We start from the raw sequence: 25,102 nt of genomic DNA on the forward strand, positions 1-25,102 counted from the left end.
GCCTAATCCCGCACGTCGCGCCGCAGCGGATGCGTCGAGGGCACCTGGACGAAGATCAGCGTGATGCCGTCGGGGTCGGTCACGTGCATCTCGTGCAGACCCCACGGTTCCTGTTTGGCCGGCCGCGTGATCGGCACCCCGCGACCCTCGAGCTCCTGCTGCGCGGCGTAGATGTCGCGCACCTGCAACCACAGGCTGCCGCCTCCCGACGGTTCGCCGTGGCCGGCGATCTCGATCAGCGACTGACCGGCGTAGAACACTGTGCCGCCGGGGTATTCACGCGCGATCGCCAGGCCGATCCCGTCGCGGTAGAACTCGAGCGATTTCTCGTAGTCGACCGGTCGGATCAACATCCGGCTGGCCAGGATCTCCATGGTGTCTGTCTACCACCCTCGTTTGCCGCGCGGGCGGGCGACACGGGATCAGTTCGGTCGCCGTGTCATGCGGCTGTGCCGGTCACTGGCACGCAGGCCGATTGCGAAGGCGGCCTGATCCTCGAAGTTCAGCGGGTTGCGGCCGGTGATCTCGTGGATGCGCGCGAGCCGGTGCCGCACGGTGTTGGTGTGCAGGAAGAGTTCGCGCGCGGTGTCGATGAGGGATCCGTTGGTGGCCAGAAACACCCGCAGCGTCCGCACGTGCTGGGTGCCGCGCTCGTGGTCGCTCTCGGCCAGGGGGTCGATGAGTTGCTGCTTGAACGGCGTGAGCCTGCTGAGCGGAAGGCCTTCCAGCAGACTGTCGAACGTGCTCAGCTGATCGGGCCCGATGCTGCCGCCGTGCTGACGTGCTAGGTCGAGCGCGATGCGGGCCTGTGTGATCGCCGAGCCCAGTTCGGCCAGCGGTGCGGTGGCCGAATGTCCCGACGGCAGCGACAGTTCGGCGGCGATCGCGGGCAGGTCGGCGGTGGCGCTGGTCGCCGGGTCGGTCAACACCAGGCACACCTCGGGGGCGTCGCCGACGAGCGCGGTGGGGAACGCCATCGACAACAGGGCGCCGGCACCGGCCGGCCACGCCGAGCAGGCCACCTCACGCGCGGCGAGGCCGGGCCAGTCCAGCAGCTGGTTGAGCGCGTCGGGAAGCAGCATGCGGCGCTCGACCAGTGACAGCAGCTGACCGACGCGTTCACGCGCCAGCGCCGCTTCGATGTCACGCTCGCCCTGCGCGGCCTGCACGAACCGCACGATCACGTCCAGCACGGCGTCGTCGGGTGGCGTGCCGCTGCCCACCCACACCAACGTGCCGAGTCCGTCGATGGTCACGGTGTGCGCTGCCGGGCCGCCGGTGTCTGCGGGTGCGCCGGGCTCGAGCAGGAAGTAGCAGCCCAGCACCTCACCCGCGCGGTCCAGCAGCTGCCGGGGTGATTCGCGGCGACGCGCAGACGCGAGCAGTTCCGGCACCAGGGTGTTGGTCGCGCGTGCGACGGCGAGTTCGCCGCCCACTTGGAAGTCGGCCACGTAGCGGCTCACGGTCGCGAACAGCACATTCGGCGGCGCGATCAGCAGCGGCAACCGCCTGCGCGTGCATGCCGCGACAAGAGCGTCGGGAACCGCGTCGTGCGCGTCGCCCGTGCCGAAACACAGGCCCGCGGCACCGGATTCACACAGTGCCGCGACGAAGGCCTCACAGTCGTCGGGCGTCTGCAGGCTGATGCCGACCGTGCACACCAGTTCGCCGCCGCGCAGGTAGCGCGACGGGTCGCGCAGCTCGGTGGTGTGGGCCCACGTGATCGTCCGGTCCAGTTCAGCCGACAGATCATCAGTCAGGTTCTGGGCCGCCACGACACCCAGGTGCGAATTGAGCAAATCGCGCAGCGTGGGGGCGACGTCGTCGCGATCAGGCACGGACCGAGCGTAACGCGGACGTCATATGAGGGCGCCGCCGCGTTGTGCGATCCTCCAAAGCCCCGGGTGCGCGACGGTGGGTTTGCAGCGACTTTGTCCCAACGCCTTGGCGGTGGCACAGGGCGGGCGTGATAGTTCGTGCAACCGGATCAAGGGAGGACACCGTGTCTGTACCTGAGTCGTCGTCAGGCGATTCGCAAACTCTGCGCCGCGAGTTCTCGTTGTGGTCGGCGTTCGCCTTCGCCTTCGCGTTCATCTCGCCGATCGTCGCGCTCTACGGCATCTTCGGCCTGGCGCTCTCGGCCGCTGGCCCCAGCTTCTGGTGGGGTTTCGGCCTCGTGTTCGCAGGCCAGTTCCTCGTGGCGCTGGTGTTCGCGATGCTGGTGTCGCGCTGGCCGCTCGAAGGGTCCATCTACCAGTGGTCACGGCGCCTGCTCGGCACCACCTACGGCTGGTTCGCGGGCTGGCTCTACATGTGGACACTCGTGATCGCGATGGCCACGGTCGCGCTCGGCGCGGCGGGCTTCGTCGCCAACATCGCCGGTCTCGAAGAACCGTCCGGCGGCACGCTCGCGCTGATCGCGCTGGTGATCCTGCTGGCGGGCACCGCGGTCAACCTCGCCGGACGTCAGGCACTCAAGATCTTCATGGCGGCCAGCATCGCGGCCGAGGTCATCGGTTCGGTGGTGCTCGGCACGTGGCTGTTGCTGTTCCACCGCGAGAACTCGCTTTCGGTGCTGTTCTCCGGCGGCGGCGTGGATGTGGACATGTGGTCGTATCTCAGCGGTCCGTTCCTGCTGGCTGTGGCGTTCATCGGCTGGAGCTTCGTGGGGTTCGAGAGCGCCGGTTCGATCGCCGAGGAGGTCCACGAGCCGCGCAAGTACCTGCCGAAGGCCGTGCTGTTCTCGCTGACGTTCATCGCGCTCGTGGTGGGTTACTCGAGCCTGGCGATCATCCTGGCCATCCCGGATCTCGACGCGGTCGCCGAGGGCGCGGTCGCCGACCCGGTCTACGACACGCTGACCAACGCGCTGGGGCACGGCGTGGCCAAACCGGTCGAGGTGATGTTCGTGATCGGCTTCCTCGCAAGCTTTCTCGCGCTGCAGACCTCGGCGTCGCGCGTCATCTGGGCGTATGCCCGTGACGGTGCGCTGCCCGCCGCGTCCGCGCTGGGACGGTTGCGCGGCCCGGCGCGCATCCCGACCGTGGCGATCCTGGTCACCACGGTCATCGGCGCCTGCCTGTTCCTGCTCAGCATCGTCGCGGGCGACATCTACTCGCTCATGGTGAACTTCACCGCGGGTGGCTTCTACCTGGCGTTCCTGTTCCCGCTCGTCGGTTTCCTGGTGGTGCTGCTGCGCCGCACCTGGACGCCTGCGACGTTCTCGCTCAAGGGCTTCACGCTGCCGGTCGCGCTGGTGGCCGTGGTGTGGGCGAGCCTGCAGTTCCTCAACATCGCCTGGCCGCGTGCGGCTTTCGACCAGCGCTGGCTCGACTGGTCGGTGTGGATCGGCGTCGCGGCGCTGGCTGTGCTGGGCACGGCGATCCTGGCCTCGGTGCGCTCGCACATCACCGGCACGGCAGTGGTCGAAGAGGCCGAGCTGCGCGACGAACTGGCCGATCGCTCATGACCGCCCCGGTAGCGGTGGTCACCGGCGCCGCCAGCGGCATCGGTGCGGCCGTGGTCGACGCCCTGCGAGCGCGTGGCTACCGCGTGGGTGTCCTGGACATGGCAGGGCGTGCCGACGCCGATCACGTTGTCGCGGTGGATGTTTCCGACGGCTCCGCGGTCTCCGGCGCGGTGGGCGAGATCCGGCGCACGCTCGGCCCGGTGAGTGCACTGGTGACCTCGGCCGGGCACTACGAGATGGCCGCGGTCGCCGACATCGGCACGCAGGCGTGGCAGCGCATGCTGCGCGTGCATCTCGGCGGGTTGTTCAACGCCGCACGCGCGTGCCTGCCGGACATGCTCGAAGCGCGCTCGGGCGCGGTGGTCGCCGTCGCGAGCGAACTCGCGGTCGGCGGTGGTGACTGCGAGGCGCACTACGCCGCGGCCAAGGGCGCCATCATCGGCCTGGTGCGCAGCCTGGCCGCCGAGGTCGCCGACCGCGGTGTGCGTGTCAACGCCGTCGCCCCGGGGCCCACCGACACGCCGCTGCTGGCGCAGGATTCGCCATGGCGAGCACCGGAATACCTTCAGACGCTGCCGTTGCGCCGGCTCGCGTCGCCGCGTGAGGTGGCCCGCTGTGTCGAATACCTGGTGTGCGACGCGACTTTCGCGACGGGGGATGTGGTGAACGTGAACTCAGGAGCGGTGATATGACCTCGCTGGCAGGCCGCGTCGCGCTGGTGACAGGTGCGGCGCAGGGGATGGGTGCCGCACACGCACGGCGGCTGGCCGCGGCCGGTGCGACGGTGGCGGTCAACGACATCCGCGCCGGTGATGCCCTGCACGCGCTGGCGCAGGAGATCGGCGGACTCACCGCGCCGGGCGACGTGTCCGACCCGGCGGTGTGCCGACAGATCGCCGACGACGTGGCCGCGGCGACCGGGCGACTGGACATCCTGGTCGCCAACCACGCGTACATGACCATGGCGCCGCTGCTGGACCACGACGAGGGCGACTGGTGGCGCGTCGTCGACACCAACCTCGGTGGCACGTTCCACCTGGTGCAGGCCGTGCTGCCGCACATGCGACGCCTCGGCGCGGGACGCATCGTGGTGATCGCGAGCGAGTGGGGTGTGATCGGCTGGCCCGAGGCCACGGCCTATGCCGCGGCGAAGTCCGGGCTGATCTCGCTGGTCAAATCGCTCGGCCGTGAACTCGCACCCGAGCACATCATCGTCAACGCGGTGGCCCCCGGTGTCACCGACACTCCCCAACTGCAGGTCGACGCCGACGCCGCCGGGGTCGATCTGGCGACCATGCACGCGCAGTATGCCGAGGCGATTCCCATGGGCCGCATCGGATCTGCCGACGAGATCGCCGCGACCGTGGAGTTCCTCGCCGATTTCGAACTGGAAGCGGTTGTGGGACAGGTGATCTCCAGCAACGGCGGGTCCACCCGGGCCAGGGCGTGAAGTTCATGACGAAAGGAGAGCACGTGGAAGGCCAGCCGTACGTGCGGTCGGCGTCGGGCAAGGTGGGCCAGGTCAACGCCACCGAGGTGCCGCGGTACGCGGGCATCGCGACGTTCGCGCGTCTGCCGCAGCGGTTCGAGGTCCTCGACCACGACATCGCGGTGGTGGGTGTGCCGTTCGACAGCGGTGTCACCTACCGGCCCGGTGCCCGCTTCGGCCCGTCGGCCATCCGCGAGGCGTCGCGTCTGCTCAAGCCGTACCACCCCGCGCTCGACGTGAGCCCGTTCGCGCAGGCCCAGGTGGTCGATGCCGGTGATCTCGGGGTCAACCCGTTCAACATCGACGAGGCCGTCGGGCAGATCCGTGACGGCGTGACCGAACTGCTGGACCGCCCCGACCAGCGCGTGGTGCTGCTCGGCGGGGACCACACGATCGCGCTGCCCGCTCTGCAGGCGATGCACGCCATCCACGGCCCGGTCGCGCTCGTGCACTTCGACGCACATCTCGACACGTGGGACACCTATTTCGGGGCGCCGTGCACGCACGGCACGCCCTTCCGTCGCGCGTCGGAACTGGGGCTCATCGTGAAAGGGCATTCGGCGCACGTCGGCATCCGCGGATCGCTGTACGACCGCGCCGATCTGCTCGACGACGAGTCCCTCGGATTCACGGTCGTGCACTGCCGCGACATCGACCGCATCGGTGTCGACGGTGTCATCTCGCGCATCCACGAGCGGGTCGGCGAGTATCCGGTGTACGTGTCGATCGACATCGACGTCCTCGACCCGGCGTTCGCGCCCGGCACGGGAACGCCCGAGATCGGCGGCATGACCAGCCGTGAACTCGTCGCGGTGCTGCGCGCGATGCGTGGGCTCAACATCGTGGGCGCCGACATCGTCGAGGTCGCCCCCGCGTACGACAGCGGCGACGTCACCGCGGTCGCGGCCGCTAACCTGGCCTACGAATTGATTACGCTGATGGCCGATGGCTTCTGAATCGGCTCCCGGCCTGGTCTGGCCCGAGGGCAAGGTCGCGGCGGCGGCGTTCACGTTCGACGTCGACGCCGAGTCGGCGATCCTGTGGGGCAATGAGGCCGTCGGCGCGCGCATGAGCGTCATGAGCCACCAGGCCTACGGGCCCCTGGTGGGCGTGCCGCGCATCCTCGATCTGCTCGACCGCCACCAGATCGCCTCGACGTTCTTCGTGCCCGGGCACACCGCGCACCGCTATCCCGATGCCGTGCGGGCGATCGTCGCGGCCGGCCACGAGGTCGCCCACCACGGCTACCTGCACGAGCAGCCCACCGCGCTCACGCTCGAAGAGGAGATCGAGGCGCTCGACCGCGGCCTCGAAGCGCTCGCCGAGGTCGCCGGTGTCACACCGGCCGGCTACCGCGCCCCGATGTGGGACTTGTCGTGGCACACACCGGGTCTGCTCGCCGAACGCAACTTCCTGTACGACTCCAGCCTGATGGACGCCGACGTTCCCTACGAACTCGCGGTGGGGGACACCTCGCTCGTGGAGATCCCGATCCAGTGGGCGCTCGACGACTGGGAGCAGTACTGCTTCTTGCCCGACATCTCGGGCAGCGGGCTCATCGAAAGCCCACGCAAGGCACGGGAACTGTGGCAACTGGAGTTCGACGCGTTGCGCCGCGCCGGCGGCTGCTGGGTGCTCACCAATCACCCGTTCCTGTCCGGAAGAGCCTCGCGCGCAGCAGAACTCGACGATCTGATGCGCTACGTCACCGAGCACGCCGACGTGTGGACCACCAATCTGGGCACCCTCGCCCGGCATGTCCGCGCGCAGGGTCTCACCCCGCGCAGCATCACCCAGCCGGGAAAATAGGCCGGCGCCCGACGCCGTCCGGTTGTGCCGACTGACGTTTCATCACGGCGTTCACCACACCGGGCGCCACGGCGTTGAGTGCCCTGGCGCCCACCGCGACTCGTGGTGCGATCTGCACGGGGCGGTGGCGCGCCGCGGTGATCATCCAGTCGGCCGCCTCGTCGGCCGAGAGCGCGGGCAACCCGTCGAACGCGCGGGTCGGCTTGATCATCGGGGTGTCCACCAGCGGGTAGTACAGCGTGGTGGAATGCACACCGCCGTCGCCCCATTCGGTTTCGATGACGCGGCTGACGGCGCTCAGCGCGGCCTTCGACGCCTGGTACACCGAGAACAGCGGCGACGCCTCGCTCAGCACGCCCCACGTCGAGACGTTGATGATGTGGCCCGCGCCGCGTTCGCGCATGCCCGGCGCGAACCCGCGGATCAGCCGCAGCGGCGAGTAGTAGTTGAGCGTCATCGTGCGCTCGATGTCGTGCCAGCGCTCCAGGGAGTCGGCCAGCGGCCTGCGGATCGAATGCCCCGCGTTGTTCACCAGGATGTCCAGGCCGCCGTGGTCGGACTCGATCTCGGCCACCAGCGCGTCGATCGCGTCGAGGTCGGTCAGATCGCACGGCCGCGCCTTCGCGTCACCACCGGATGCGGTGATGCCACCGGCCACCTCGTCGAGCAGTTCGGCGCGTCGCGCCACCACGATCACCCGTGCCCCACGCTCGGCGAACTTGCGGGCGGCAGCGGCGCCGATGCCCGACGACGCACCCGTGATCAGCACCCGCTTGCCCGTCAGGTCCACCGCGTCGCGCGCGGCCCGCAGCTGAATCAACTGGTCGGTGACCGGCGGCCGCATACTCGCCAGGAACAGGTTGTCGGTGAGCCGTCGTAACGGGTGCTTGCTCATGTCGGGAGTGTAGGTGCGCCGTTGATCTCCGCCGAAACCGCATTCCAGCAGGCGTCCACTCGCACTTTGCCTGCCGGAATGACGTTTCGGCGGAAAATACGCCTAGAAGTAGCGCGGGAAGCGGCTCCAGTCCGGGTCGCGCTTCTCCAAGAACGCGTCGCGGCCTTCGACGGCTTCGTCGGTCATGTACGCCAGACGTGTTGCCTCACCGGCGAACACCTGCTGGCCCACCAGGCCGTCGTCGATGAGGTTGAACGCGAACTTGAGCATCCGGATCGCCTGCGGCGACTTGCCGTTGATCTCGGCGGCGTACTGCAGCCCGGCCTTCTCCAGATCGGCATGGTCGACGACCTCGTTGACCGCGCCCATCTGGTGCATGGTCTGCGCGTCGTAGGCACGGCCCAGGAAGAAGATCTCGCGCGCGAACTTCTGGCCGGTCTGGCGCGCCAGGTAGGCGCTGCCGAACCCGCCGTCGAAGCTGCCCACGTCGGCGTCGGTCTGCTTGAACCGCGCGTGCTCACGGCTGGCCAGCGTCAGGTCGCACGTGACGTGCAGGCTGTGCCCACCACCGGCGGCCCAGCCGTTGACCAGGCAGATCACGACCTTGGGCATGAACCGGATGAGCCGCTGCACCTCGAGAATGTGCAGTCGGCCCGCGCGTGCCGGGTCGACGGTCTCGGCCGTCTCGCCCGAGGCGTACTGGTAGCCCGTGCGCCCCCGGATGCGCTGATCGCCGCCGGAACAGAACGCCCAGCCGCCGTCCTTGGGCGACGGGCCGTTGCCGGTGAGCAGGATGACGCCGACGTCGGACGACATCCGCGCGTGGTCGAGCACGCGGTACAGCTCGTCGACGGTGTGGGGCCGGAACGCGTTGCGCACCTCGGGCCGGTCGAACGCCACGCGCACGGTGGGCTGACGTGCGCCGTCGAGCACGTGGCGGTGGTAGGTGATGTCGGTCAGATCATCGAAGCCGGGCACCCGTTCCCACATCGCGGGGTCGAACGGGTTGTCCGAAGCTGCTTGGCTGCTCATTTGCTCGACTGTAGAGCGGAGGTTTCGTCCGTACCGACGAAGGGTATGAAACCGGCGCAATGATGCGTATCGCGCATCAGCAGACAGAAAGGGCTTCGATGAAGCGCACAGCAGGCGTGTTGTTCTCGGGGTTGGTGGCCGGCTTCATGATCGTCGGTTGCTCCCCAGCGGTCACCGGCGGTGACACCACCTGCGAGGACTTCTTGGGCCAAGACGAGAAGACGCAGGACGACGCGGTCGCCAAGATGCTGAAGGACGAGAAGGGCACCGACGCCGCGCAGCTGGAGATCACCGGTACGCGCGTTGCGGTGCAGGCCTTCTGCCAGACGGCGGGCAAGCAGGACAGCAAGATCAAGGAAGCGCCGCACCTGTAGTTCAGAGCGGATCGAGACGGAACACCGGGCACCGTCCGGCGAGTGCTTCGAACTCGTCCGGATGGGGCCCGGTGACCAGTCCCGCGTTCTTCATGAAGCCCACGCCGGTGGGCACGAGGATGGGGAACTCCCGCAACAGCGGTCGAGCCTCCTCCACCGACATCTCGACCGCGCGGACGCGTTGTGCCTTGCGGCCCTGATGGATCGTCGCCTCTTCGGCGGCACGCAGGTTCGCCGTCCAGTCGGCGCCGGGTAGCCCGCCGACGACGTACCGCTTGCCGTCCACGGTCATCGGTGTGACGGGAGTGGTCCGGGGTTTGCCGGTCTTGCGGCCCGGCACCGTGAGCACCACAGGCCCCTTGTCCCCGCCGACGCCGACCTTGGACAACCCGATCATCACTTTGTTGACGTACTTGAGCCACCACGGCGGCCGGATACGTTCGGTGCGCATTTCGGAGCCCATGCCACCAGGTTAGGTCGCGATGCCCACAGACGACACCGCCGCGATCAGACCGTCGCGCCGCTCGGTGGTCGGCAGCGGATCCACCAGCGCGAATGCACATCCCACCGCGGTCGCACCGCCGTCGGCCTCCTCGCTGTCGCCGACCATGAGCGCGTCCTGCGGTGCGACACCCAGCCGTTGCAGCGTCGTCGTGAAGATCGCGGCGTCCGGTTTCACCGCCCCCACCTCGTACGACAGCACGAACTCGTCGACGTCCGCGTCGATACCCAGTGCGGTGAACGCGGGCCGCACGTCGAAGGCGATGTTGGACACCACGGCGGTCTTGATGTCTTGCTGCTTAAGGCTTTTCAGCACGGTCGCGGTGTCCGGATAGGCCGTCCAGCTGTCCGGGTCGATCACGCGTCCGTAGAGGCTCTCGGCGTGTGGGTCGGCAAGCCCGGACTCGCGCAGCACATGCAGATACGCCTCGCGGTGCAGATGCGGCGCCAGGTCCCGGTTCACCCAGGCGTGGTACTGCTCGTCGCTCATCTGCACCGAACGCCCCGTCGGGGCCGTGAGCCTGCGCATGAGCTCGGCCTGCACGTGGCCGTCGACCTCCCGTTCGTCGACCGTCATCCCCTCGAACCAGCTCTCGTCTTCCTCGAGGCGGAACAACGTCCCCGAAAAGTCGAACAACACCGCCTTGACCATGACCACCATGTTACGGACGGGCGCCAGTATTTCCTGGACGTTTCGGAACGACGTATTTCGCAACACTTTTCGACGAAATATCCGTCATCTGCCGGATGGTGGGAATCCGGATGCATCCATAGCGTGAGCAGATGATCCCGATTCCCCAGGACGATGCAAGCCGGCAACGCATGATCCGTGAGGTCGAGGCGAGTGTCTCCGACTTCCGCGGGGTGGCAGGTTTCTCGGTCCTGCGCACCGAACGTCCTGGCAGCGCGATCGGCGCGCACGGCGGTATCCAGGACGATGTGCAACTCGACCGGGTCCTGACCCGCATGCGCATGCAGCCCGTCGGGGCGTTCGGCGGGAAACTCGTCATCGTCTGCACCAGGCCCGAGCGGCAGTGGCGTATCGCCCGCCTGTCCGGGATCCGCGGCGTCGCACCGCAGTTCGTCGACGATCGGGTCTTCACCGACGAGCAGACCGCCCAGGCCGAGATCCTCAAGATGCGGTTCACGCAGTACCCCGCCGAGGACGGGATGCCCGAACACTGCACGCCCGCATGGAAATCGCGAGGGGAGAACTGGGGCGCATGAACACCAACGGCAACGCAGGCACTGTGGCTGACACCGACGACTACCCGGAACTGATGCGGCTCACCGGCTATGGCAGCAAATGGTCGGTCGAGCAAGGCGACAGCGTCGACTTCTACGTCAACTGCGACGGACCGGCGACGTACCGCGCCGAACTGGTCAAGCTCATCCACGGCGACACCCACCCCAGCGGACCGGGATTCAAAGAGGAACTCGTCAACTCCGGAATCAACGGGACCTATCCCGGACGGCCGCAACGCATCCACGCCGGGTCCTACGCCATGGTCGCCGACCGCCGCCCCCTGCGCGTCGACAGTTTCACCATGCAGTGCTGGATCTGGCCCACCATGCCCACCAAGATCGAGGGGTACTGGGCGCCCGGTGAGCAGATGATCATGGGCAAGTGGGCACAGGGACGCGGATACGGGTTGTTCCTCGATCTCGACGGCCGCGTGTGCCTGCGGATCGACGATCAGGTGCTGACGGCCCCGCACCCGGTGCGTGACCGTGCCTGGCACTTCGTCGCCGCGACGTTCGACGCCGCCACGGGAACCGCCGTGCTGTTCTGCGAACCGCAGGTGCGGTACGCGCTCGACCCGCAGCCCGCCGCGGTCGAAGCCGTGTTCGCCCAGCCCATCTCGCACACCGGTGTTCCGTTCACCTTCGCCGCGCACCCGGCGAGCGCCGAACCCGGGAAACAGACGCGTCAGCCCGGCGGATGGGTGATGACGGGCCACTACAACGGCAAGATCGACGCACCGCGGTTGTGCTCACGCGCGCTGAACCGCCTCGAGATCGAAACCATGAAACTCGGTTTCGCTCCGGGCATGGACGAGCGTCGCGCAGGCGGCCCGTCCCCGGAGCTGGGTGCGGTGATGGTGGCCGCATGGGACTTCTCGCTGCAGATCCCGACGCGCACCATCGTCGACTGCGGCCCGTACCGTCTCGACGGTGAACTCGTCGGCCTGCCCGCGCGGGGGATGACCGGGCACAACTGGAGCGGCGCCGTGACGTCCTGGAGCGTCGAGCACCGCGAGTACGGCGCCATCCACTTCCACGACGACGATGTCGACGACGCGCGCTGGGCCGTCGATTTCACGCTCGAAGTGCCCGGGGATCTGCCCAGCGCGGTGTACGCCGTGAAGCTCACCACCGACGAGGGCGACGAGGACTACATCCCGTTCGTCGTCCGCACCCCGCTGGGCCGGCCGGGGGCGAAGATCGCCGTCATCATGTCGACCATCGACTACCTGGCCTACGCCAACGAGCACCAGGCCAGCAACTTCGGCAGCGCCGAGGCGCTGATCTACCGCACCCCGATCATGGCCCCGCAGAACATCTTTCTCAGCGTGCACCGTGAGTACGGATACTCGCTGTACGACACCCACAGCGACGGGTCGGGCGTGCACATCTCCTCACGCCTGCGCCCGATCCTCAACTTCCGGCCCAAGTACGATTCGTGGCTCACACAGGCGCCCTGGCAGTTCAACGCCGACCTGCACCTGATCGACTGGCTCACCGAGAAGGGCTACACGTTCGACGTCGTCACCGACGAGGACATCAGCTACGACGGTCTGGAGCGGATCGAGGGCTACAACGTGCTGATCACGGGTTCACATCCCGAACACAAGGACGGCCACTACCTCGACGCGATCCATGCCTACAAGGAGCGCGGCGGGCGGCTCATGTACATGGGCGGTGACGGGTTCTACTGGCGGCACACCTTCCATCCCGCCTACGGACGCGGCGAGGTCACCGAGATGCGCCGCTGCGAATCGGGGATCAGGCCCTGGCAGGCGCAGCCCGGCGAATACCACCACCAGAGCGACGGCAAACTCGGCGGCATGTGGCGCTTCCTCGGCCGCGACATGGCCGCGGTGAGCGGAACATCGATGGTGGCACAGGGTTTCGACATCTCGACCTACTTCAAGCGCACACCCGAGAGCCAAGATCCGCGTGTGGCCTGGGCTTTCGAGGGCATCTCGTACGACGAGCGACTCGGCGACTTCGGTCTGGTGGGCGGGGGAGCGGCCGGTGCAGAACTGGACACCGTCGACACCACGCTGGGCTCGCCTCCGCACACACTGCTGGTCGCGACATCGGCCGGCCTGCACACCGACGCCTATCTGCTGGTGACCGAACTGATCCTCACCAACGCCCCCGGCGTGACCGGCACACAGCATCCCCGGATCCGCGCCGACATGGCGTTCCACGAAACCCCCAACGGCGGGGCGGTGTGGTCGTTCAGCTCGATCTCGTACTGCGGCAGCCTGTCCCACAACGACTACGACAACAACATCTCGAAGCTCACCGCGAACGTCCTCGACCACTTCATGCAGGACGGGCCGCTGCCTGCCCCGCCCGCGAACGCGGTGCGGCCGCGTGGCCGGTTCGAGTCGACCCCCGAGTTGAACTACCACCTGCCCGAAGAGGTCGGATCGTGACGGTCGGGCGACGCAGGCCGGCCACATGACCGCGGGCCGCGACCTGCTGCTCACCCCGGTGTCCTCAGGACGTCACCCGTCGGCGGACAGCACCGACTTGACCGGCACGTGGGTGTGCGTCGGCCTGGCCGAGCAACTCACCGAGGTGGGCGCGATCCTGCCCGCGACCATCGGCCAACACGCCGCGCATGTGCGACTGGCCGAGGCCGGTCCGGTGGCGGCCCTGAACGCGCGCCCGTTCGGCGGATGCCTGTCGGTGCCCGTGCACTGCGGCAGCACACGCAACGTCAGATGTCCGCACCGTGCGTGTGCCTTCAGCGAGGACGGACCGGTCCTCGACGACCGGACCGACCCGCGGGGCGTCGCACGTTCGGAGTTCGTCGGTCGCCGCACGGTCAACATCCCTCTGGCGCAGTGGGGTTCGCTGCTGTTCGTCAACGTCACGATGCGTACACCGCCGCCGCTGCCGGTGCCCGACGTGACGTGGGACGGCGTGGCGCTGGTCGGCACCGGCTCGGACACCGTCGCAGGCAACTGGCTGCAGGCACCGTCACGCGCGGCCGAACAGGTCACCGCCGCCTGCCCCTGGGCCCGCACGGTCACGATCGCACCCAACGTCGTGGTGATCCGCGACGACCGCGACGTTCTCGCCGTGTTCAGCAGGCCCGCGGGCAAATACCGCAGCACCATGACGTGGGCCGTGTTCGCAAACTCGAAGGGCAGCGGTGCGTTGGGCGCCGCGGCCGCGCGAGTGTGGGGGAGCTCACGCGGACCCGTGGCGTGATTTACGGCATGGAAACAGGCTCTGAACCTGGTTGACCCGCACCCGTAGTCAACTTGTCCACAAGCACTTGACCGGAGGGGGGCGAGATGGCTGGACAGATGACGTTGATGAACGAGATGCGTGACATCGCCTCGATCGCCGCCGACATGGCCTCGACCGACACCTCGGTGCGGGTGCGTGGCGCCATTGACTTCCTGCGGCTCGAGGCACGGTGCGACACGTTCCTGCTCGCGTACAAGACCCCGGGTGCCAAGGGTTTCGACCTGATCACCTCGGTCGGATACTCCGAACCCGTGGCGCGGTATCTGACCTCCGACATCCAGGCAAAGCCCGAGTTCACCAAGCAGTTCGCCGACCAGACGCGGGTCTGGGACTGGGACGACGTCCCCGAGTTCTACGACTCCTACAGCGGTGCCGAGGTTCTGCGCCCGGAAGGGTTCACCAACGGCTTCCTCATGGTCCTGCACGACGGTGCGGGCGACGTGGTCGGGATGTGCCAGGGCAACATGGAGCGCCCCGACTTCACGCCCCGCAACCGCTCAACGGTGGAAGCCGTGCGCCCGTTGTTCACCAAGTACGTGACGAAGCTACGGACACGGGCCCGCGCGAGGTTGACACCGCGAGAGCAGGAGATCCTGGCGCTGCTGCGCAGCGGCCTGTCGAACGCCGAGATCAGCGATCGGCTGTACCTGTCGCCGCGAACCGTGAGCACCCACGTCGAACGCGTGCTGCGCAAGCTCGGCGTGGCCAACCGCGTGGCCGCGGCGGTGCAGGCCACCGAACTCGAACTCCTCGACGCCGGACGTGATGCGGTGACGCCGCTGCCGTAGCGGCGGTCCACCAGCACCGGGTGCCCGACAGGGGCGCCCGGTGTTCACGCTGTTTGATGAAAAGTTCACCAGCGCAATCAATTACGTAGAATGACGTATTCCCTCCGTGCCCGCTGGGTCATAACGTCAAACATGAATTCGTTGATGTCATCGCTCGTCGTGGCGTGATGGCGGATGGACGATCTTCTCCAGTGATCCGGAGGACCCACGATGAAGTTCTGCGAGTACACATGCGGCAGCCGGTGACACGTCTTCACGCCACGCTCCTGGGCGTGATCGTCGCGATCGCGGCTCTGGCCGGCTGTTCGCGAGGCCCGGTGCAGACCGGCAATGTCTTCGTCATCGCGATCGAGTCCGAGGCCGACATCCTCGACCCACAGGTCGCCGGCGGCTGGGTGAGCTGGCGGATCAACCGGCAGATCTTCGAACCGCTTGTCGACGAGGATCTTTCGATGCCGTCGAGCGAGGCGACGGTGCCGCCGCTGCGGCCCGGTCTGGCCGAGTCGTGGGATATCAGCGACGACGGCCTGGAGTACACGTTCCACATCCGCAAAGACGTGAAGTTCCACGACGGCACGCCGCTGGACGCCCAGGCCGTCGAGTACAACGTCCGGCGCATGTGGGACAAGTCGTCGCCCATGTACAACGCACGTGCCGCAGGCCAGACCGGCTTCGTCTGGAAGTTCCTCGATTCGGTGCAGACGGTCGATGATCACACCCTGAAAATGCGTCTGAGCCAGCCGTTCTCGGAGTTCCTGCGTATGCTCGCCCAGGGCGGCAACGGTTCCACGGCGATCATGAGCCCCACCGCGCTGCAGACCTACGGCGAAGACGTCGCCGACCATCCGGTGGGCACCGGGCCGTTCAAGTTCAAAGAACGCATCCGCGGCGAACGCATCGACCTGGTGCGTAACGACGACTACTGGGGCAAGGTGCCCTACATCGACGGTGTCGTCTTCCGTCCGCTGCCCGACCCGTCGGCCCGCACCGCGGCGCTGCGCTCAGGTGACGTCGACATGATCGCGGTGCCCAATCCCGACAGCATCGACAACCTGGTCTCCGAGGGTTATCAACTCTCGGAGGGCACCCCGCCGCACACGTGGTACCTGTCGTTCAACATGAAGGACCGCTACACCTCGATTCCCGAGGTGCGCCAGGCGATCAACCTCGCGGTGGACCGCGAGGGCATGGCCAAGGACATGCTGCGCGGTTCGGTCACCCCGGCATGGGGCGTGCAGGCGCTGTCGGCGGGCGGATACGTCGAACGCAAGGACATCTACCAGCGCAACCTCGACAAGGCCCGTCAACTGCTGGCGTCGGTCGGGTTGGCCGACGGGTTCCAGACCACGCTGATCACCTCGACCGACGGATCCGGGCAGATCATGCCCGCCCAGATGGCCGAGTTCATCCAGCAGAATCTCGCCGAGATCGGCATCAAGGTGAACATCCAGACCCAGGAATGGATCTCGTATCTGGGTGTGTGGGCACGCGGCATGCAGGACGGCGTCGGTATGGCCCAGATGTCCTGGGGCATGACCAGCCCGTACTGGCTCTACATCGTGACGTCGTCGGAACTGCAGGCGCCCAACGGTCCCAACGTCGGGTACTACTCCAGTCCGGCGCTGGACAAGGCGATGAACAACGCGATCACCGCGCTCGACCCGCAGGAGGCCGAACAGTGGTGGCGCCGGGCCAACAACATCGTCAGCGACGAGGCCGCGCTGGTTCCCATCGTCAACGACAAGGCGCCGTACGTGCTGGCGCCGTATGTGTCGGGGTTCATCTCGGCGAGTGAGGAATGGTACGACCTCACCTCAGTGAAACTCGAACAGTGAGGCTCAACCGATGACCGCAACCATCAGAAATCGTTTACTGTCAACACTTCTCGTCCTGTTCGGGGTCAGCCTCATCGTGTTCCTGCTGCTGCAGCTGGTGCCCGGTGACCCAGCCGTCACCATCCTCGGTTCCGGGGCAACGGCCGAGGCGGTCGCCGCCCTGCGCACCGAGTTGGGCCTCGACCGCGCACTGCCGATCCAGTTCTTCGACTACCTCGGCGGCCTCGTGCGCGGCGATCTGGGCCGGTCGCTGACCGTCAACGCCCCGGTCGCCGACATCATGCTGCCGCGGTTCGCCAACACGATCATCCTCACGGTCGCCGCACTGATCCTGTGCATCGTGGTCGCCGTCCCGCTCGGCGTCATCGCGGCGCACAAGCAGTACAGCATTTTCGACCGCGTCTCGATGATGGTCTCGCTGGCCGGCGCGAGCGTGCCGGTGTACTGGTTCGGCCTGCTGCTGATCGGTGCGTTCGCCGTCACGCTGGGCTGGCTGCCCACCTCGGGTATGTACAACCCGCGTTTCCCCGGTGGATTCACGGATCTGCTGGCGCACCTTGTGCTTCCCGCGATCGCCGCGGCGCTCGTGCCGCTCGCGGTGATCGCGCGGATGACACGCAGCGTGATGATCGACATCCTGCAGCAGGACTACATCCGCACGCTGCGCGCCTCGGGCCTGTCGACGAACTCGGTGCTGTGGCGCCACGCCCTGCGAAACGCGTTGCCGCCCATCGTCAACATCATCGGCCTGCAGGTCGGGTACCTGCTCGGCGGTGTGGTGTTCGTCGAGGTCGTCTTCGGCTGGCCAGGTCTCGGCCAGCAGCTCTACACGTCGATCACCCAGCGTGACATCCCGGTGGTGCAGGCCGGTGTGCTGTTCATCGCGCTGGCGTTCGTGATCATCAACCTGCTCGCCGACGGTGCGGTCGGACTGCTGGATCCGCGTACGAGAAGGAAGGTCGGAGCATGAGCACACTGGTCGCGGGACGCACGTTCCCGTGGGTCCGCAGATCCTCGGCCGGCGGACCCGTCCAGGTCGACACCGACACCCCGAAACCGCAGTGGCGCCTGGCCGTCCGGGCGTTCAGCCGCGACCGGATGGCCGTGGTGTCGCTCGTCGTGCTGGTGATCGTGACGCTCGCGGCGGTTTTCGCGCCGTTGCTCACGCCCTACAGCCCCACCGCGGGTGACCCGGTGGACCGGCTCGCAGGCATCGGCACCGAAGGCCACCTGCTGGGCCTCGACGGGCAGGGACGTGACATCTGGACCCGGCTGCTCTACGGCGGGCGCAACTCGCTCATGACCGCGGTGGTGCCGGTGTTCGTGGTGTTCCCGCTGGCGCTGATGATCGGCCTGTTCGCGGGATACCGGCGCAGCCGCGCAGGTGAGGTGCTCATGCGCATCCTCGACGTGCTGTTCGCGTTCCCGCTGGTGCTGCTGGCCATCGCGCTGTCGGCCGTGCTCGGCGCGGGGCTCGGCAACGTGATGCTCGCGATCGGCATCACGCTCATCCCCTACATGGCCCGTGTCGCCTACACCGCGACGGTGTCCGAGGCGAGCAAGGACTACATCGAGGCCGCACGCGCCTACGGCGCCAACCCGCTGCTGCTGATGTTCCGCGAACTCATGCCCAACGTCGTCGTACAGCTGCTCGTGTACTCGACCACGTTGTGCGGCCTGATGATCGTGGTGGCCTCGGGTCTGAGCTTCCTGGGCGTCGGCGTCATCCCGCCCACACCGGACTGGGGCATCATGACCGCCGACGGCAAGAACGTCCTGCTGGAGGGCATCTACCACGTCGCGACCATTCCCGGCCTGCTCATCCTCGTCGTCTCGCTGGCGTTCAACCTCGTCGGCGACGGCATCCGCGACGCCCTCGACCCACGGAAGCAGACCAACTGATGACACACGCCCTTGACGTCAAGAACCTGTCCGTGGACTTCCACACCGACAACGGCGTGGTCCACGCGGTCAAGAACGCCGACATCTGTGTGCGCGAAGGCGGAATCCTCGGCCTGGTCGGCGAATCCGGCTCCGGGAAATCCGTCACGTCGCTGGCGGTGCTGCGCCTGTTGGCCGGCCGGGCCCGGATCACCAACGGAGAGATCCTGTTCCGGGGCGAGAACCTGCTGGACAAGACCGAGAAACAGATGCGCGCCATCCGCGGCTCACACATCGGGATGGTCTCGCAGAACGCGCTGTCGGCGCTCGACCCGTCGTTCACCATAGGTGCACAGCTCGTCGAGGTGATCCGGTTGCACCAGGGCGTCGACAAGTCCACCGCGCGGGCCAAGGCGCTGGAGGCACTCGAACTCGTGGCGCTGCCGGATCCCAAGCGCCGCATGAAGTCCTACCCCCACGAGTTGTCGGGCGGGCAGCGTCAGCGCGTCGTGATCGCGATCGCGCTGTCGTGCCGGCCCGAACTGCTGCTCGCCGACGAGCCCACCACCGCGCTCGACGCGACCGTGCAGAAGCAGATCCTCGACCTGCTGCTGGACATCAACAAGGAACTGGGTACGTCGATCCTGTTGGTCACACACGATTTCGGAGTCGTCGCACACGTGTGCACCGACGTCACGGTCATGCGCCGCGGCGACGTGCTGGAGTCCGGTACCGCCGATCAGGTTCTCAACAACCCGCAACACCCCTACACCCAGGGACTCATGCGGGCCGTGCCGCGGCTGCACCTCGATGCCACCACGCGCGCCATCCCGCGCGCGGACCGGCGGTTGTTCGAGTTCCACGGCGACACCACCAAGGAGGCCGCCAATGTCGCGTGAAATCTTTGAACCGCTCATCTCGGTCACCGGCCTCACCAAGGTGTTCACGGTCCGCGGTGAGGACGGCAAGCGCAGCGAGTTCACCGCGGTCGACGGCGTGAGCTTCGACATCCAGCGCGGCGAGACGTTCGGGCTGATCGGCGAATCCGGGTCGGGCAAGACCACGACGGGCCGCATGGTGCTGGGCCTGGAGACGCCGACGTCCGGATCGATCACGTTCGAGGGCAACGAACTGGTGGGCCTGTCCGATCTCGCGATGCGGCGCTACCGCCGCCACATCCAGATCGTCTTCCAGGACTCCGGGTCGGCCTTCAACCCGCGTCGCAGCGTCGGGGCGCAGATCTCCTATCCGCTCAAGCTGTTCCGTCTCGCGACACCGGAAGAGGCCCGCAAGAAGACCCTCGAGCTGCTCGAGCGCGTCGGCATGCTGCCCTCGCACTACGACCGTTACATCCACGAGTTCTCGGGAGGTCAGCGCCAGCGACTCGGTATCGCCCGCGCGCTGATCACCGACCCGGACTTCATCGTGCTCGACGAGCCGACGGCCGCGCTCGACGTCTCGGTGCAGGCGCAGATCCTCAACCTGCTCAAGGACCTTCAGCTCGAACGCAAACTCACGATGCTGTTGATCACCCACAACCTGGCACTCGTCGAGCACATGTGTGAGCACGCCGGGGTGCTCGACCACGGCAGGCTCGTCGAATCCGGCCCGGTGGACCGGTTGCTCACCGAACCCGGAACCGAGATCACCCGCAAGCTCGTCGACGCCGTGCTCGAACCGGAATTGGAGACCGCGATATGACCGACTCGGCACTCGAACGGGCCACCGACACCGTCCGGCAGACCATCCCCCAGGTGCGGGCCCAACTCGACCGCGGCGAGATCACCCCGGTCGGCCTGGTGCGCCGCGCGTTGGCGCGCATCTCCCACGTCGAGGACAAGATCCAGGCGTTCGCGGCGGTGTTCGCCGACGAAGCACTCGCGGTGGCGCAGGAGAGCGCGCCGCAGGCCGGCCCGCTGTGGGGCATCCCGGTCGCCGTCAAGGACATCTACGACGTGGCCGGCTACCGCACCGGAAACGGATCCCGCGGTGCCCCAGAGCATCCCGCACTGCGCGACGCCGATGCCGTCCGGCGGCTGCGCGACGCGGGCGCCATCATCCTCGGCAAGGCCACCACGCACGAGTACGCCTACGGCGTCACCACGCCGCCGACGCGCAACCCGTGGTCGCTGGACCGCATCCCCGGCGGTTCCAGCGGAGGCACCGGCGCGGCCATCGCGGCAGGCGTGGTCGCGGCCGGTCTGGGCACCGACACCGGCGGTTCGATCCGCATCCCGGCCGCATTGTGCGGCGTCACGGGCCACAAACCGACGTTCGGTCTGGTGAGCCGCAGCGGTGTCAGCGCACTGAGTTCCACGCTCGACCACACCGGGCCGCTGGGGCGCACGGTCGACGACACCGTCGCCCTGCTCGAGGTCATCGCCGGGCACGACCCGGCCGACCCGTACAGCTCGTCGGCGCCCGTGCCCGATTTCCGGGCCGAATTCGACCGGGGTTTGGCAGGTCTCACCATCGGCGTCGCCGAACCATATTTCTGCGACCGGCTCACCCCCGACGTCGCCGCGGCGTTCGAGGAGGCCATCCACACCCTCGAACGCGGCGGCGCCACCATCACCTCGGTGACGTTCACCGACGTCGACCTGTGCCCCCGCGTCGTCGACGTGGTGTGCGGTGTCGAGGCCGCGGCATGGCACGCCGCGCAGATCGGTATGGCACCCGAGAAATTCAGCCCAGAGGTGCGGGACGCGCTGCGCCTCGGCGCCTCCTACACCGGTGTGGAATACCTCGAGGCCCGTCGTGCCCGATGTGCGGTGATCGCCGGGATGAACGCCCTGTTCGACTCCGGTCCGGATCTGTTGATCTCACCCACCATCGCGATGACCGCGCCGCCGTACGGGTCGACACACGTCGATCTCGGCGGACGCACCGTCGGAGTGCTCGACGGGGTCAACGCACTGACCGTCCCGGCGAATGTGACCGGGATGCCCGCACTGACCGTGCCTGCCGGTTTCGGCAGTGACGGACTGCCGATCGGCCTACAGTTGATGGGCCGGCCGGGGGCGGACGCGACGGTGCTCGGCGCAGGCCGGGCCTTCGAGCGGATCGCCGGTTTCGTCGACTTCACCCCCAACCTCTGAGAGCGAGGAGAACCATGTCCGATTTCATGCCATCGCAGGAACAGATTTCCGCGGCGTTCGAGTTCGCGGGCCTGCCCGTGCCCGCCGAGCGGCTCGCGGAGAACCACACCACGTATGCCGAGACACTGGCCCTGATCCGCAAGGCCTCCACACCCGGGCTGGGGGAGACCGTCCCGGCACTGGGTTTCAAGGCGCACTGGGACTGACGGCACCCGAATCTGCAGAGCTGAAAGGAACATCCGGATGGAACTCTACGAACTGCCACTGATCGAGGTCGCCGAGAAGATCCGCACCAAGGAGGTCTCACCGGTCGAGGTCGCCGAGTCGTCGCTCGCGCGCCTGGAGGAGGTCGAACCGCTCCTGACCGCGTTCGTCACCACCACGCCCGAACTCGCCCTCGAGCAGGCCAAGGCCGCCGAAAAAGAGATCGCCGACGGCAAGTACCGCGGTCCGCTGCACGGAATTCCGCTGGGCGTCAAGGATCTCTACGACACCGCGGGTATCAGGACCACGTCGAGCTCGGCGCAGCGCGCCGACCACGTCCCCGACGCCGACTGTGTTTCGGTGGCCAAGCTGTACGACGCGGGCATGATCCTGGTCGGCAAGACCCATACACACGAATTCGCCTACGGTGCAACAACGCCCACCACCGGCAACCCGTGGGCGCCGGACCGCACCCCGGGCGGATCGAGCGGCGGTTCGGGTGCCGCGGTCGCCGCGGGCGTCGTGCACGTCGCACTCGGTAGCGATACAGGCGGATCCATCCGCATCCCTGCCGCGCTGTGCGGCACCGTGGGCCTCAAGCCGACGTACGGGCGCGCGTCGCGCGTCGGTGTCGCCTCGCTGTCGTGGTCCCTGGACCATGTGGGCCCGCTGAGCCGCAACGTGACCGACGCGGCCCTGGTGATGCAGGCCATGTCGGGATATGACCGCCGCGATCCCGGGACGGCCAACGTGCCCGTGCCCGACATGGTTTCGGGTATCGACGCCGGTGTGGCGGGGAAAAAGATCGGCATCCCGGTCAACTACTACACCGACCGGGTCGCCCCCGAGGCCGCCGAGGCAGCGAAGGCGGCCGCGGCCACCTTCGAGAAACTCGGCGCCCAACTGGTCGAGGTCGAGATCCCGATGGCCGAGCACATCGTGCCGACCGAATGGGCGATCATGATGCCCGAGGCGACCGCGTATCACATGGACTACCTGCGCAATTCGCCCGAAAAGTTCACCGACGAGGTCCGCACGCTGCTCGAGGTCGGTGCCGCCGAACCCGCGGTCGACTACGTCAACGCGATGCGTCTGCGCACCCTGATCCAGGCCGCGTGGAACGAGATGTTCACGGGCATCGACGTGCTGCTGGCCCCCACCGTCGTCGCGCCCGCGACCCTGCGCTCCGACCCGTTCGTGCGATGGGAGGACGGCACCGTCGAGGCCGCGACCGCCGCGTATGTGCGGCTGTCGGCGCCGGCCAACGTCACGGGACTGCCGTCGCTCTCGGTACCCGCGGCGTTCACGGCCGACGGCCTGCCGCTGGGCGTGCAGATCCTGGGCAAGCCGTTCGCCGAGCCCGAGATCCTGACGTTCGGCTACGCCTTGGAGCAGAACACCGATACGGTCGGCCGGATCGCGCCGGTCCTGGAGAAGGTGGGCTGACATGGCGCTCGGCACCGGCCTGCGGATCCTCGACACCATCGTCGGCTGGAGCACCGATCAGCCGATCGCAGGCCGGTTGCACGAGCTGCGCCACCGCCACGCCGTTGAGTACGTGCACCTCGATGCGCACGACCTGGACCGCAAGCGTCTGCGCTTGACATCGGACGCCGGCACCGAGTACGCGATCGCACTGTCGCGCGACGTCACGCTCGCCGACGGCGCGGTGCTGCTCCTCGACGACGATCGTGCGGTGGTCGTGCGCGCAGGCGCACCGCAGACGCTGACGCTGCGCGCCGTCGACACCGCGGCGGCCCTGCGTCTCGGGTTCCTCGCGGGGCACCTGCACTGGAAGGTCGATCAGCACGACGACACCCTCGTGGTGCGTCTGGAGGCCCCGCGCGACGACTACACCGCGCGCATCGCCGACCTGCTGGCGAGCGGCCGGGTCCAGATCACATGACCGATCCGGGCCAGCTGATCGCGGCGATGCGGTTCGGCGACAGCGCCTTTCCCTCGGGAGGATTCGCGTTCTCGTCGGGTCTGGAGGGCGCGCACCGCGACGGTCTGGTACACGACGAACGCGACGTCGCCGTGTTCACCGCCGAACAGTTGTGCGGCCGGTGGCACCGCGGCGACCGCGTGCTGCTGCGCATGGCGTGGACGCACGACGATCCCGGCGACGTCGACGCGCTCGCCGAGGCGGTCACCACCATGTCCGTGCTGCGTGAGGCGTCCCGACGTGCGGGCGCCGCGACGCTGTCGACGTTCGCCGCGATCACGACCGCCGACCACCTGACCCGCTATCGCACCCGGGTGCTCGCCGGCGACGCCCCGGGACACCTCCCGATCGCGCAGGCGCTGAGCTTCCGCGCGGCCGGGCTGACGCTGCCGACCGCCGAGGCCGTCGCGGCGTGGCAGGTGGTATCGGGCATCACCAGCGCTGCCCTGCGCCTGGGGATCTGCGGACACCTGGGTGCGCAACGCATCCTGGGCGACCTCACGGCGCCGATGCTGGATGTGCTCGACCGCGAACCACCCGCAGTGCCCGCCACTTTCACCGCCTACGCCGACATCGCCGCGCAGCGCCGCCGTGATGGCGTGCGGCTGTTCGCCAGTTGAAGGAGATCATGTGAACCTCACGCCCACCGAACTCGAACGCCTCACGGTGTTCACCGCCGCCGAGATGGCGCGACGCAATCTGCGCGAGGGGGTTCTGCTGAGCCATCCCGAGGCCGTCGCGCTGCTCACCGACGAGGTCATGCTGGCCGCGCGCAAGAACCTGGCGTACGACGAGGTGGTCGACATGGCCGCGAACCTGCTGCAGGCCAAGGACTGTGAGCCCGGTGTGCCCGACCTGGTGCGCATGGTGATGATCGACGCCCCGTTCCCCGACGGCACCAAGCTCGTCGCGCTGATCGACCCGATCACCCGGGCCGAGGACGACATCCGGCCGGGGGAGATCATCGTCGGTGACCAACCCGTCGAGCTGTTCCCTGGCGTCGAGCGCATCACGCTCACCGTGGTCAACCGCGGTGACCGGGACATCCAGGTGCGCAGTCAATCCCATTTCTACGAGACCAACCCCGCGCTGGAGTTCGACCGTCGCGCGGCATGGGGGTACAAGCTCGACATCGCCTCGGGCGGCGGTGTCCGGTTCGAACCCGGCATCCCGGTCCAGGTCAGCCTTGTCCCGATGGGCGGTGAGCGCGTGATCCAGGGCTTCTCCGGGCTGGTCAACGGCCCGCTCGACGGTGCCGACCAACTCGCCGAGCAGAAAGGCGCCTGAC

Annotated in this window: 27 protein-coding genes; 21 read left to right on the top strand and 6 right to left on the bottom strand. The window is 67.9% G+C overall.

Annotation, left to right across the window (positions count from 1 at the left end; genetic code table 11):
• Positions 1 to 2: 2 nt before the first annotated feature.
• Positions 3 to 374, bottom strand: a complete 372-nt coding sequence (locus tag AT701_RS05090; RefSeq protein ID WP_011727387.1) for a VOC family protein — start codon at positions 372 to 374, stop codon at positions 3 to 5.
• A 48-nt stretch (positions 375 to 422) separates the two neighbouring features.
• Positions 423 to 1,838: a PucR family transcriptional regulator gene (locus tag AT701_RS05095; RefSeq protein WP_058125304.1), complete on the bottom strand. Its 1,416-nt coding sequence runs from the start codon at positions 1,836 to 1,838 to the stop codon at positions 423 to 425.
• Positions 1,839 to 2,002: 164 nt separating this feature from the next.
• On the opposite strand from AT701_RS05095, the gene AT701_RS05100 reads away from it, so the two are divergent.
• From AT701_RS05100 to AT701_RS05120, 5 genes are read left to right on the top strand one after another with little or no spacing between them, the layout of a single operon-like run.
• Positions 2,003 to 3,469 (top strand): amino acid permease, encoded by a 1,467-nt coding sequence (locus AT701_RS05100; protein WP_058125305.1) that lies wholly within the window; start codon positions 2,003 to 2,005, stop codon positions 3,467 to 3,469.
• Positions 3,466 to 4,161 (top strand): SDR family NAD(P)-dependent oxidoreductase, encoded by a 696-nt coding sequence (locus AT701_RS05105; RefSeq protein WP_058125306.1) that lies wholly within the window; start codon positions 3,466 to 3,468, stop codon positions 4,159 to 4,161. Before AT701_RS05100 ends, AT701_RS05105 begins: the two co-directional genes overlap by 4 nt.
• The gene (locus tag AT701_RS05110) at positions 4,158 to 4,919 is read left to right on the top strand and encodes an SDR family NAD(P)-dependent oxidoreductase (RefSeq protein ID WP_058125307.1); all 762 of its coding nucleotides are present in this window, start codon (positions 4,158 to 4,160) and stop codon (positions 4,917 to 4,919) included. Before AT701_RS05105 ends, AT701_RS05110 begins: the two co-directional genes overlap by 4 nt.
• A gap of 5 nt (positions 4,920 to 4,924) precedes the next feature.
• On the top strand, positions 4,925 to 5,914 hold the full coding sequence (gene speB, locus AT701_RS05115; protein WP_413232149.1) for an agmatinase: 990 nt from the start codon (positions 4,925 to 4,927) through the stop codon (positions 5,912 to 5,914).
• On the top strand, positions 5,904 to 6,767 hold the full coding sequence (locus AT701_RS05120) for a polysaccharide deacetylase family protein (RefSeq protein WP_011727392.1): 864 nt from the start codon (positions 5,904 to 5,906) through the stop codon (positions 6,765 to 6,767). Before speB ends, AT701_RS05120 begins: the two co-directional genes overlap by 11 nt.
• Here AT701_RS05120 and AT701_RS05125 read toward each other — a convergent pair.
• Both AT701_RS05125 and AT701_RS05130 read right to left on the bottom strand, forming a co-directional pair.
• Positions 6,748 to 7,662 (bottom strand): SDR family oxidoreductase, encoded by a 915-nt coding sequence (locus AT701_RS05125; RefSeq protein WP_003892441.1) that lies wholly within the window; start codon positions 7,660 to 7,662, stop codon positions 6,748 to 6,750. The genes AT701_RS05120 and AT701_RS05125 overlap by 20 nt on opposite strands.
• A 102-nt stretch (positions 7,663 to 7,764) precedes the next feature.
• On the bottom strand, positions 7,765 to 8,694 hold the full coding sequence (locus AT701_RS05130; protein WP_003892442.1) for a 1,4-dihydroxy-2-naphthoyl-CoA synthase: 930 nt from the start codon (positions 8,692 to 8,694) through the stop codon (positions 7,765 to 7,767).
• Between the two features lie 98 nt (positions 8,695 to 8,792).
• Between AT701_RS05130 and AT701_RS05135 the strand changes: the two genes are divergently transcribed.
• Complete coding sequence (locus tag AT701_RS05135; protein WP_003892443.1) at positions 8,793 to 9,068, top strand: hypothetical protein; 276 nt, start codon at positions 8,793 to 8,795, stop codon at positions 9,066 to 9,068.
• A gap of 1 nt (position 9,069) precedes the next feature.
• On the opposite strand, the gene AT701_RS05140 is transcribed toward AT701_RS05135, so the two are convergent.
• The gene (locus tag AT701_RS05140) at positions 9,070 to 9,519 is read right to left on the bottom strand and encodes a nitroreductase family deazaflavin-dependent oxidoreductase (protein ID WP_003892444.1); all 450 of its coding nucleotides are present in this window, start codon (positions 9,517 to 9,519) and stop codon (positions 9,070 to 9,072) included.
• 21 nt (positions 9,520 to 9,540) lie between these two features.
• Positions 9,541 to 10,230, bottom strand: coding sequence for an HAD family hydrolase (locus tag AT701_RS05145; protein ID WP_003892445.1), 690 nt, complete (start codon positions 10,228 to 10,230; stop codon positions 9,541 to 9,543).
• A gap of 122 nt (positions 10,231 to 10,352) precedes the next feature.
• Here AT701_RS05145 and AT701_RS05150 point away from each other — a divergent pair, with 122 nt between their 5' ends.
• The 15 genes from AT701_RS05150 to ureB all read left to right on the top strand — a co-directional run bounded on the left by AT701_RS05150 (position 10,353) and on the right by ureB (position 25,101).
• Positions 10,353 to 10,796 carry a N,N-dimethylformamidase alpha subunit family protein gene (locus tag AT701_RS05150; protein WP_014876959.1) on the top strand — a complete coding sequence of 148 codons (444 nt, stop codon included), beginning with the start codon at positions 10,353 to 10,355 and terminating at the stop codon, positions 10,794 to 10,796.
• Complete coding sequence (locus tag AT701_RS05155; protein WP_223495344.1) at positions 10,763 to 13,237, top strand: N,N-dimethylformamidase beta subunit family domain-containing protein; 2,475 nt, start codon at positions 10,763 to 10,765, stop codon at positions 13,235 to 13,237. Before AT701_RS05150 ends, AT701_RS05155 begins: the two co-directional genes overlap by 34 nt.
• Positions 13,238 to 13,262: 25 nt before the next feature.
• Positions 13,263 to 14,021, top strand: a complete 759-nt coding sequence (locus tag AT701_RS05160; RefSeq protein WP_003892448.1) for an aromatic ring-hydroxylating oxygenase subunit alpha — start codon at positions 13,263 to 13,265, stop codon at positions 14,019 to 14,021.
• 86 nt (positions 14,022 to 14,107) lie between these two features.
• The gene (locus AT701_RS05165) at positions 14,108 to 14,851 is read left to right on the top strand and encodes a response regulator transcription factor (protein WP_223495347.1); all 744 of its coding nucleotides are present in this window, start codon (positions 14,108 to 14,110) and stop codon (positions 14,849 to 14,851) included.
• Positions 14,852 to 15,093: 242 nt separating this feature from the next.
• Complete coding sequence (locus tag AT701_RS05170) at positions 15,094 to 16,686, top strand: ABC transporter substrate-binding protein (protein WP_223495350.1); 1,593 nt, start codon at positions 15,094 to 15,096, stop codon at positions 16,684 to 16,686.
• 10 nt (positions 16,687 to 16,696) lie between these two features.
• The gene (locus AT701_RS05175; RefSeq protein WP_011727399.1) at positions 16,697 to 17,656 is read left to right on the top strand and encodes an ABC transporter permease; all 960 of its coding nucleotides are present in this window, start codon (positions 16,697 to 16,699) and stop codon (positions 17,654 to 17,656) included.
• Positions 17,653 to 18,588 carry an ABC transporter permease gene (locus AT701_RS05180; RefSeq protein ID WP_003892452.1) on the top strand — a complete coding sequence of 312 codons (936 nt, stop codon included), beginning with the start codon at positions 17,653 to 17,655 and terminating at the stop codon, positions 18,586 to 18,588. Before AT701_RS05175 ends, AT701_RS05180 begins: the two co-directional genes overlap by 4 nt.
• The gene (locus AT701_RS05185; RefSeq protein WP_058125310.1) at positions 18,588 to 19,466 is read left to right on the top strand and encodes an ABC transporter ATP-binding protein; all 879 of its coding nucleotides are present in this window, start codon (positions 18,588 to 18,590) and stop codon (positions 19,464 to 19,466) included. Before AT701_RS05180 ends, AT701_RS05185 begins: the two co-directional genes overlap by 1 nt.
• On the top strand, positions 19,456 to 20,268 hold the full coding sequence (locus tag AT701_RS05190; protein ID WP_058125311.1) for an ABC transporter ATP-binding protein: 813 nt from the start codon (positions 19,456 to 19,458) through the stop codon (positions 20,266 to 20,268). The genes AT701_RS05185 and AT701_RS05190 overlap by 11 nt, the downstream gene beginning before the upstream one ends.
• Positions 20,265 to 21,665, top strand: a complete 1,401-nt coding sequence (locus AT701_RS05195) for an amidase (RefSeq protein ID WP_058125312.1) — start codon at positions 20,265 to 20,267, stop codon at positions 21,663 to 21,665. The genes AT701_RS05190 and AT701_RS05195 overlap by 4 nt, the downstream gene beginning before the upstream one ends.
• A gap of 14 nt (positions 21,666 to 21,679) precedes the next feature.
• Positions 21,680 to 21,871: a hypothetical protein gene (locus tag AT701_RS05200; RefSeq protein ID WP_003892456.1), complete on the top strand. Its 192-nt coding sequence runs from the start codon at positions 21,680 to 21,682 to the stop codon at positions 21,869 to 21,871.
• A gap of 37 nt (positions 21,872 to 21,908) precedes the next feature.
• Positions 21,909 to 23,315 carry an amidase gene (locus tag AT701_RS05205; RefSeq protein ID WP_058125313.1) on the top strand — a complete coding sequence of 469 codons (1,407 nt, stop codon included), beginning with the start codon at positions 21,909 to 21,911 and terminating at the stop codon, positions 23,313 to 23,315.
• A 1-nt stretch (position 23,316) separates the two neighbouring features.
• Positions 23,317 to 23,775 carry an urease accessory protein UreE gene (gene ureE, locus AT701_RS05210; RefSeq protein WP_058125314.1) on the top strand — a complete coding sequence of 153 codons (459 nt, stop codon included), beginning with the start codon at positions 23,317 to 23,319 and terminating at the stop codon, positions 23,773 to 23,775.
• Positions 23,772 to 24,434 (top strand): urease accessory protein UreF, encoded by a 663-nt coding sequence (locus tag AT701_RS05215; RefSeq protein ID WP_058125315.1) that lies wholly within the window; start codon positions 23,772 to 23,774, stop codon positions 24,432 to 24,434. Before ureE ends, AT701_RS05215 begins: the two co-directional genes overlap by 4 nt.
• Positions 24,435 to 24,444: 10 nt before the next feature.
• A complete protein-coding gene (gene ureB, locus AT701_RS05220; RefSeq protein ID WP_058125316.1) occupies positions 24,445 to 25,101 on the top strand; it encodes an urease subunit beta in 657 nt (218 codons plus the stop codon).
• Position 25,102 lies beyond the last annotated feature (1 nt).

Source organism: Mycolicibacterium smegmatis, assembly GCF_001457595.1.
In the GTDB taxonomy this organism is placed as follows: Bacteria; Actinomycetota; Actinomycetes; order Mycobacteriales; family Mycobacteriaceae; genus Mycobacterium; species Mycobacterium smegmatis.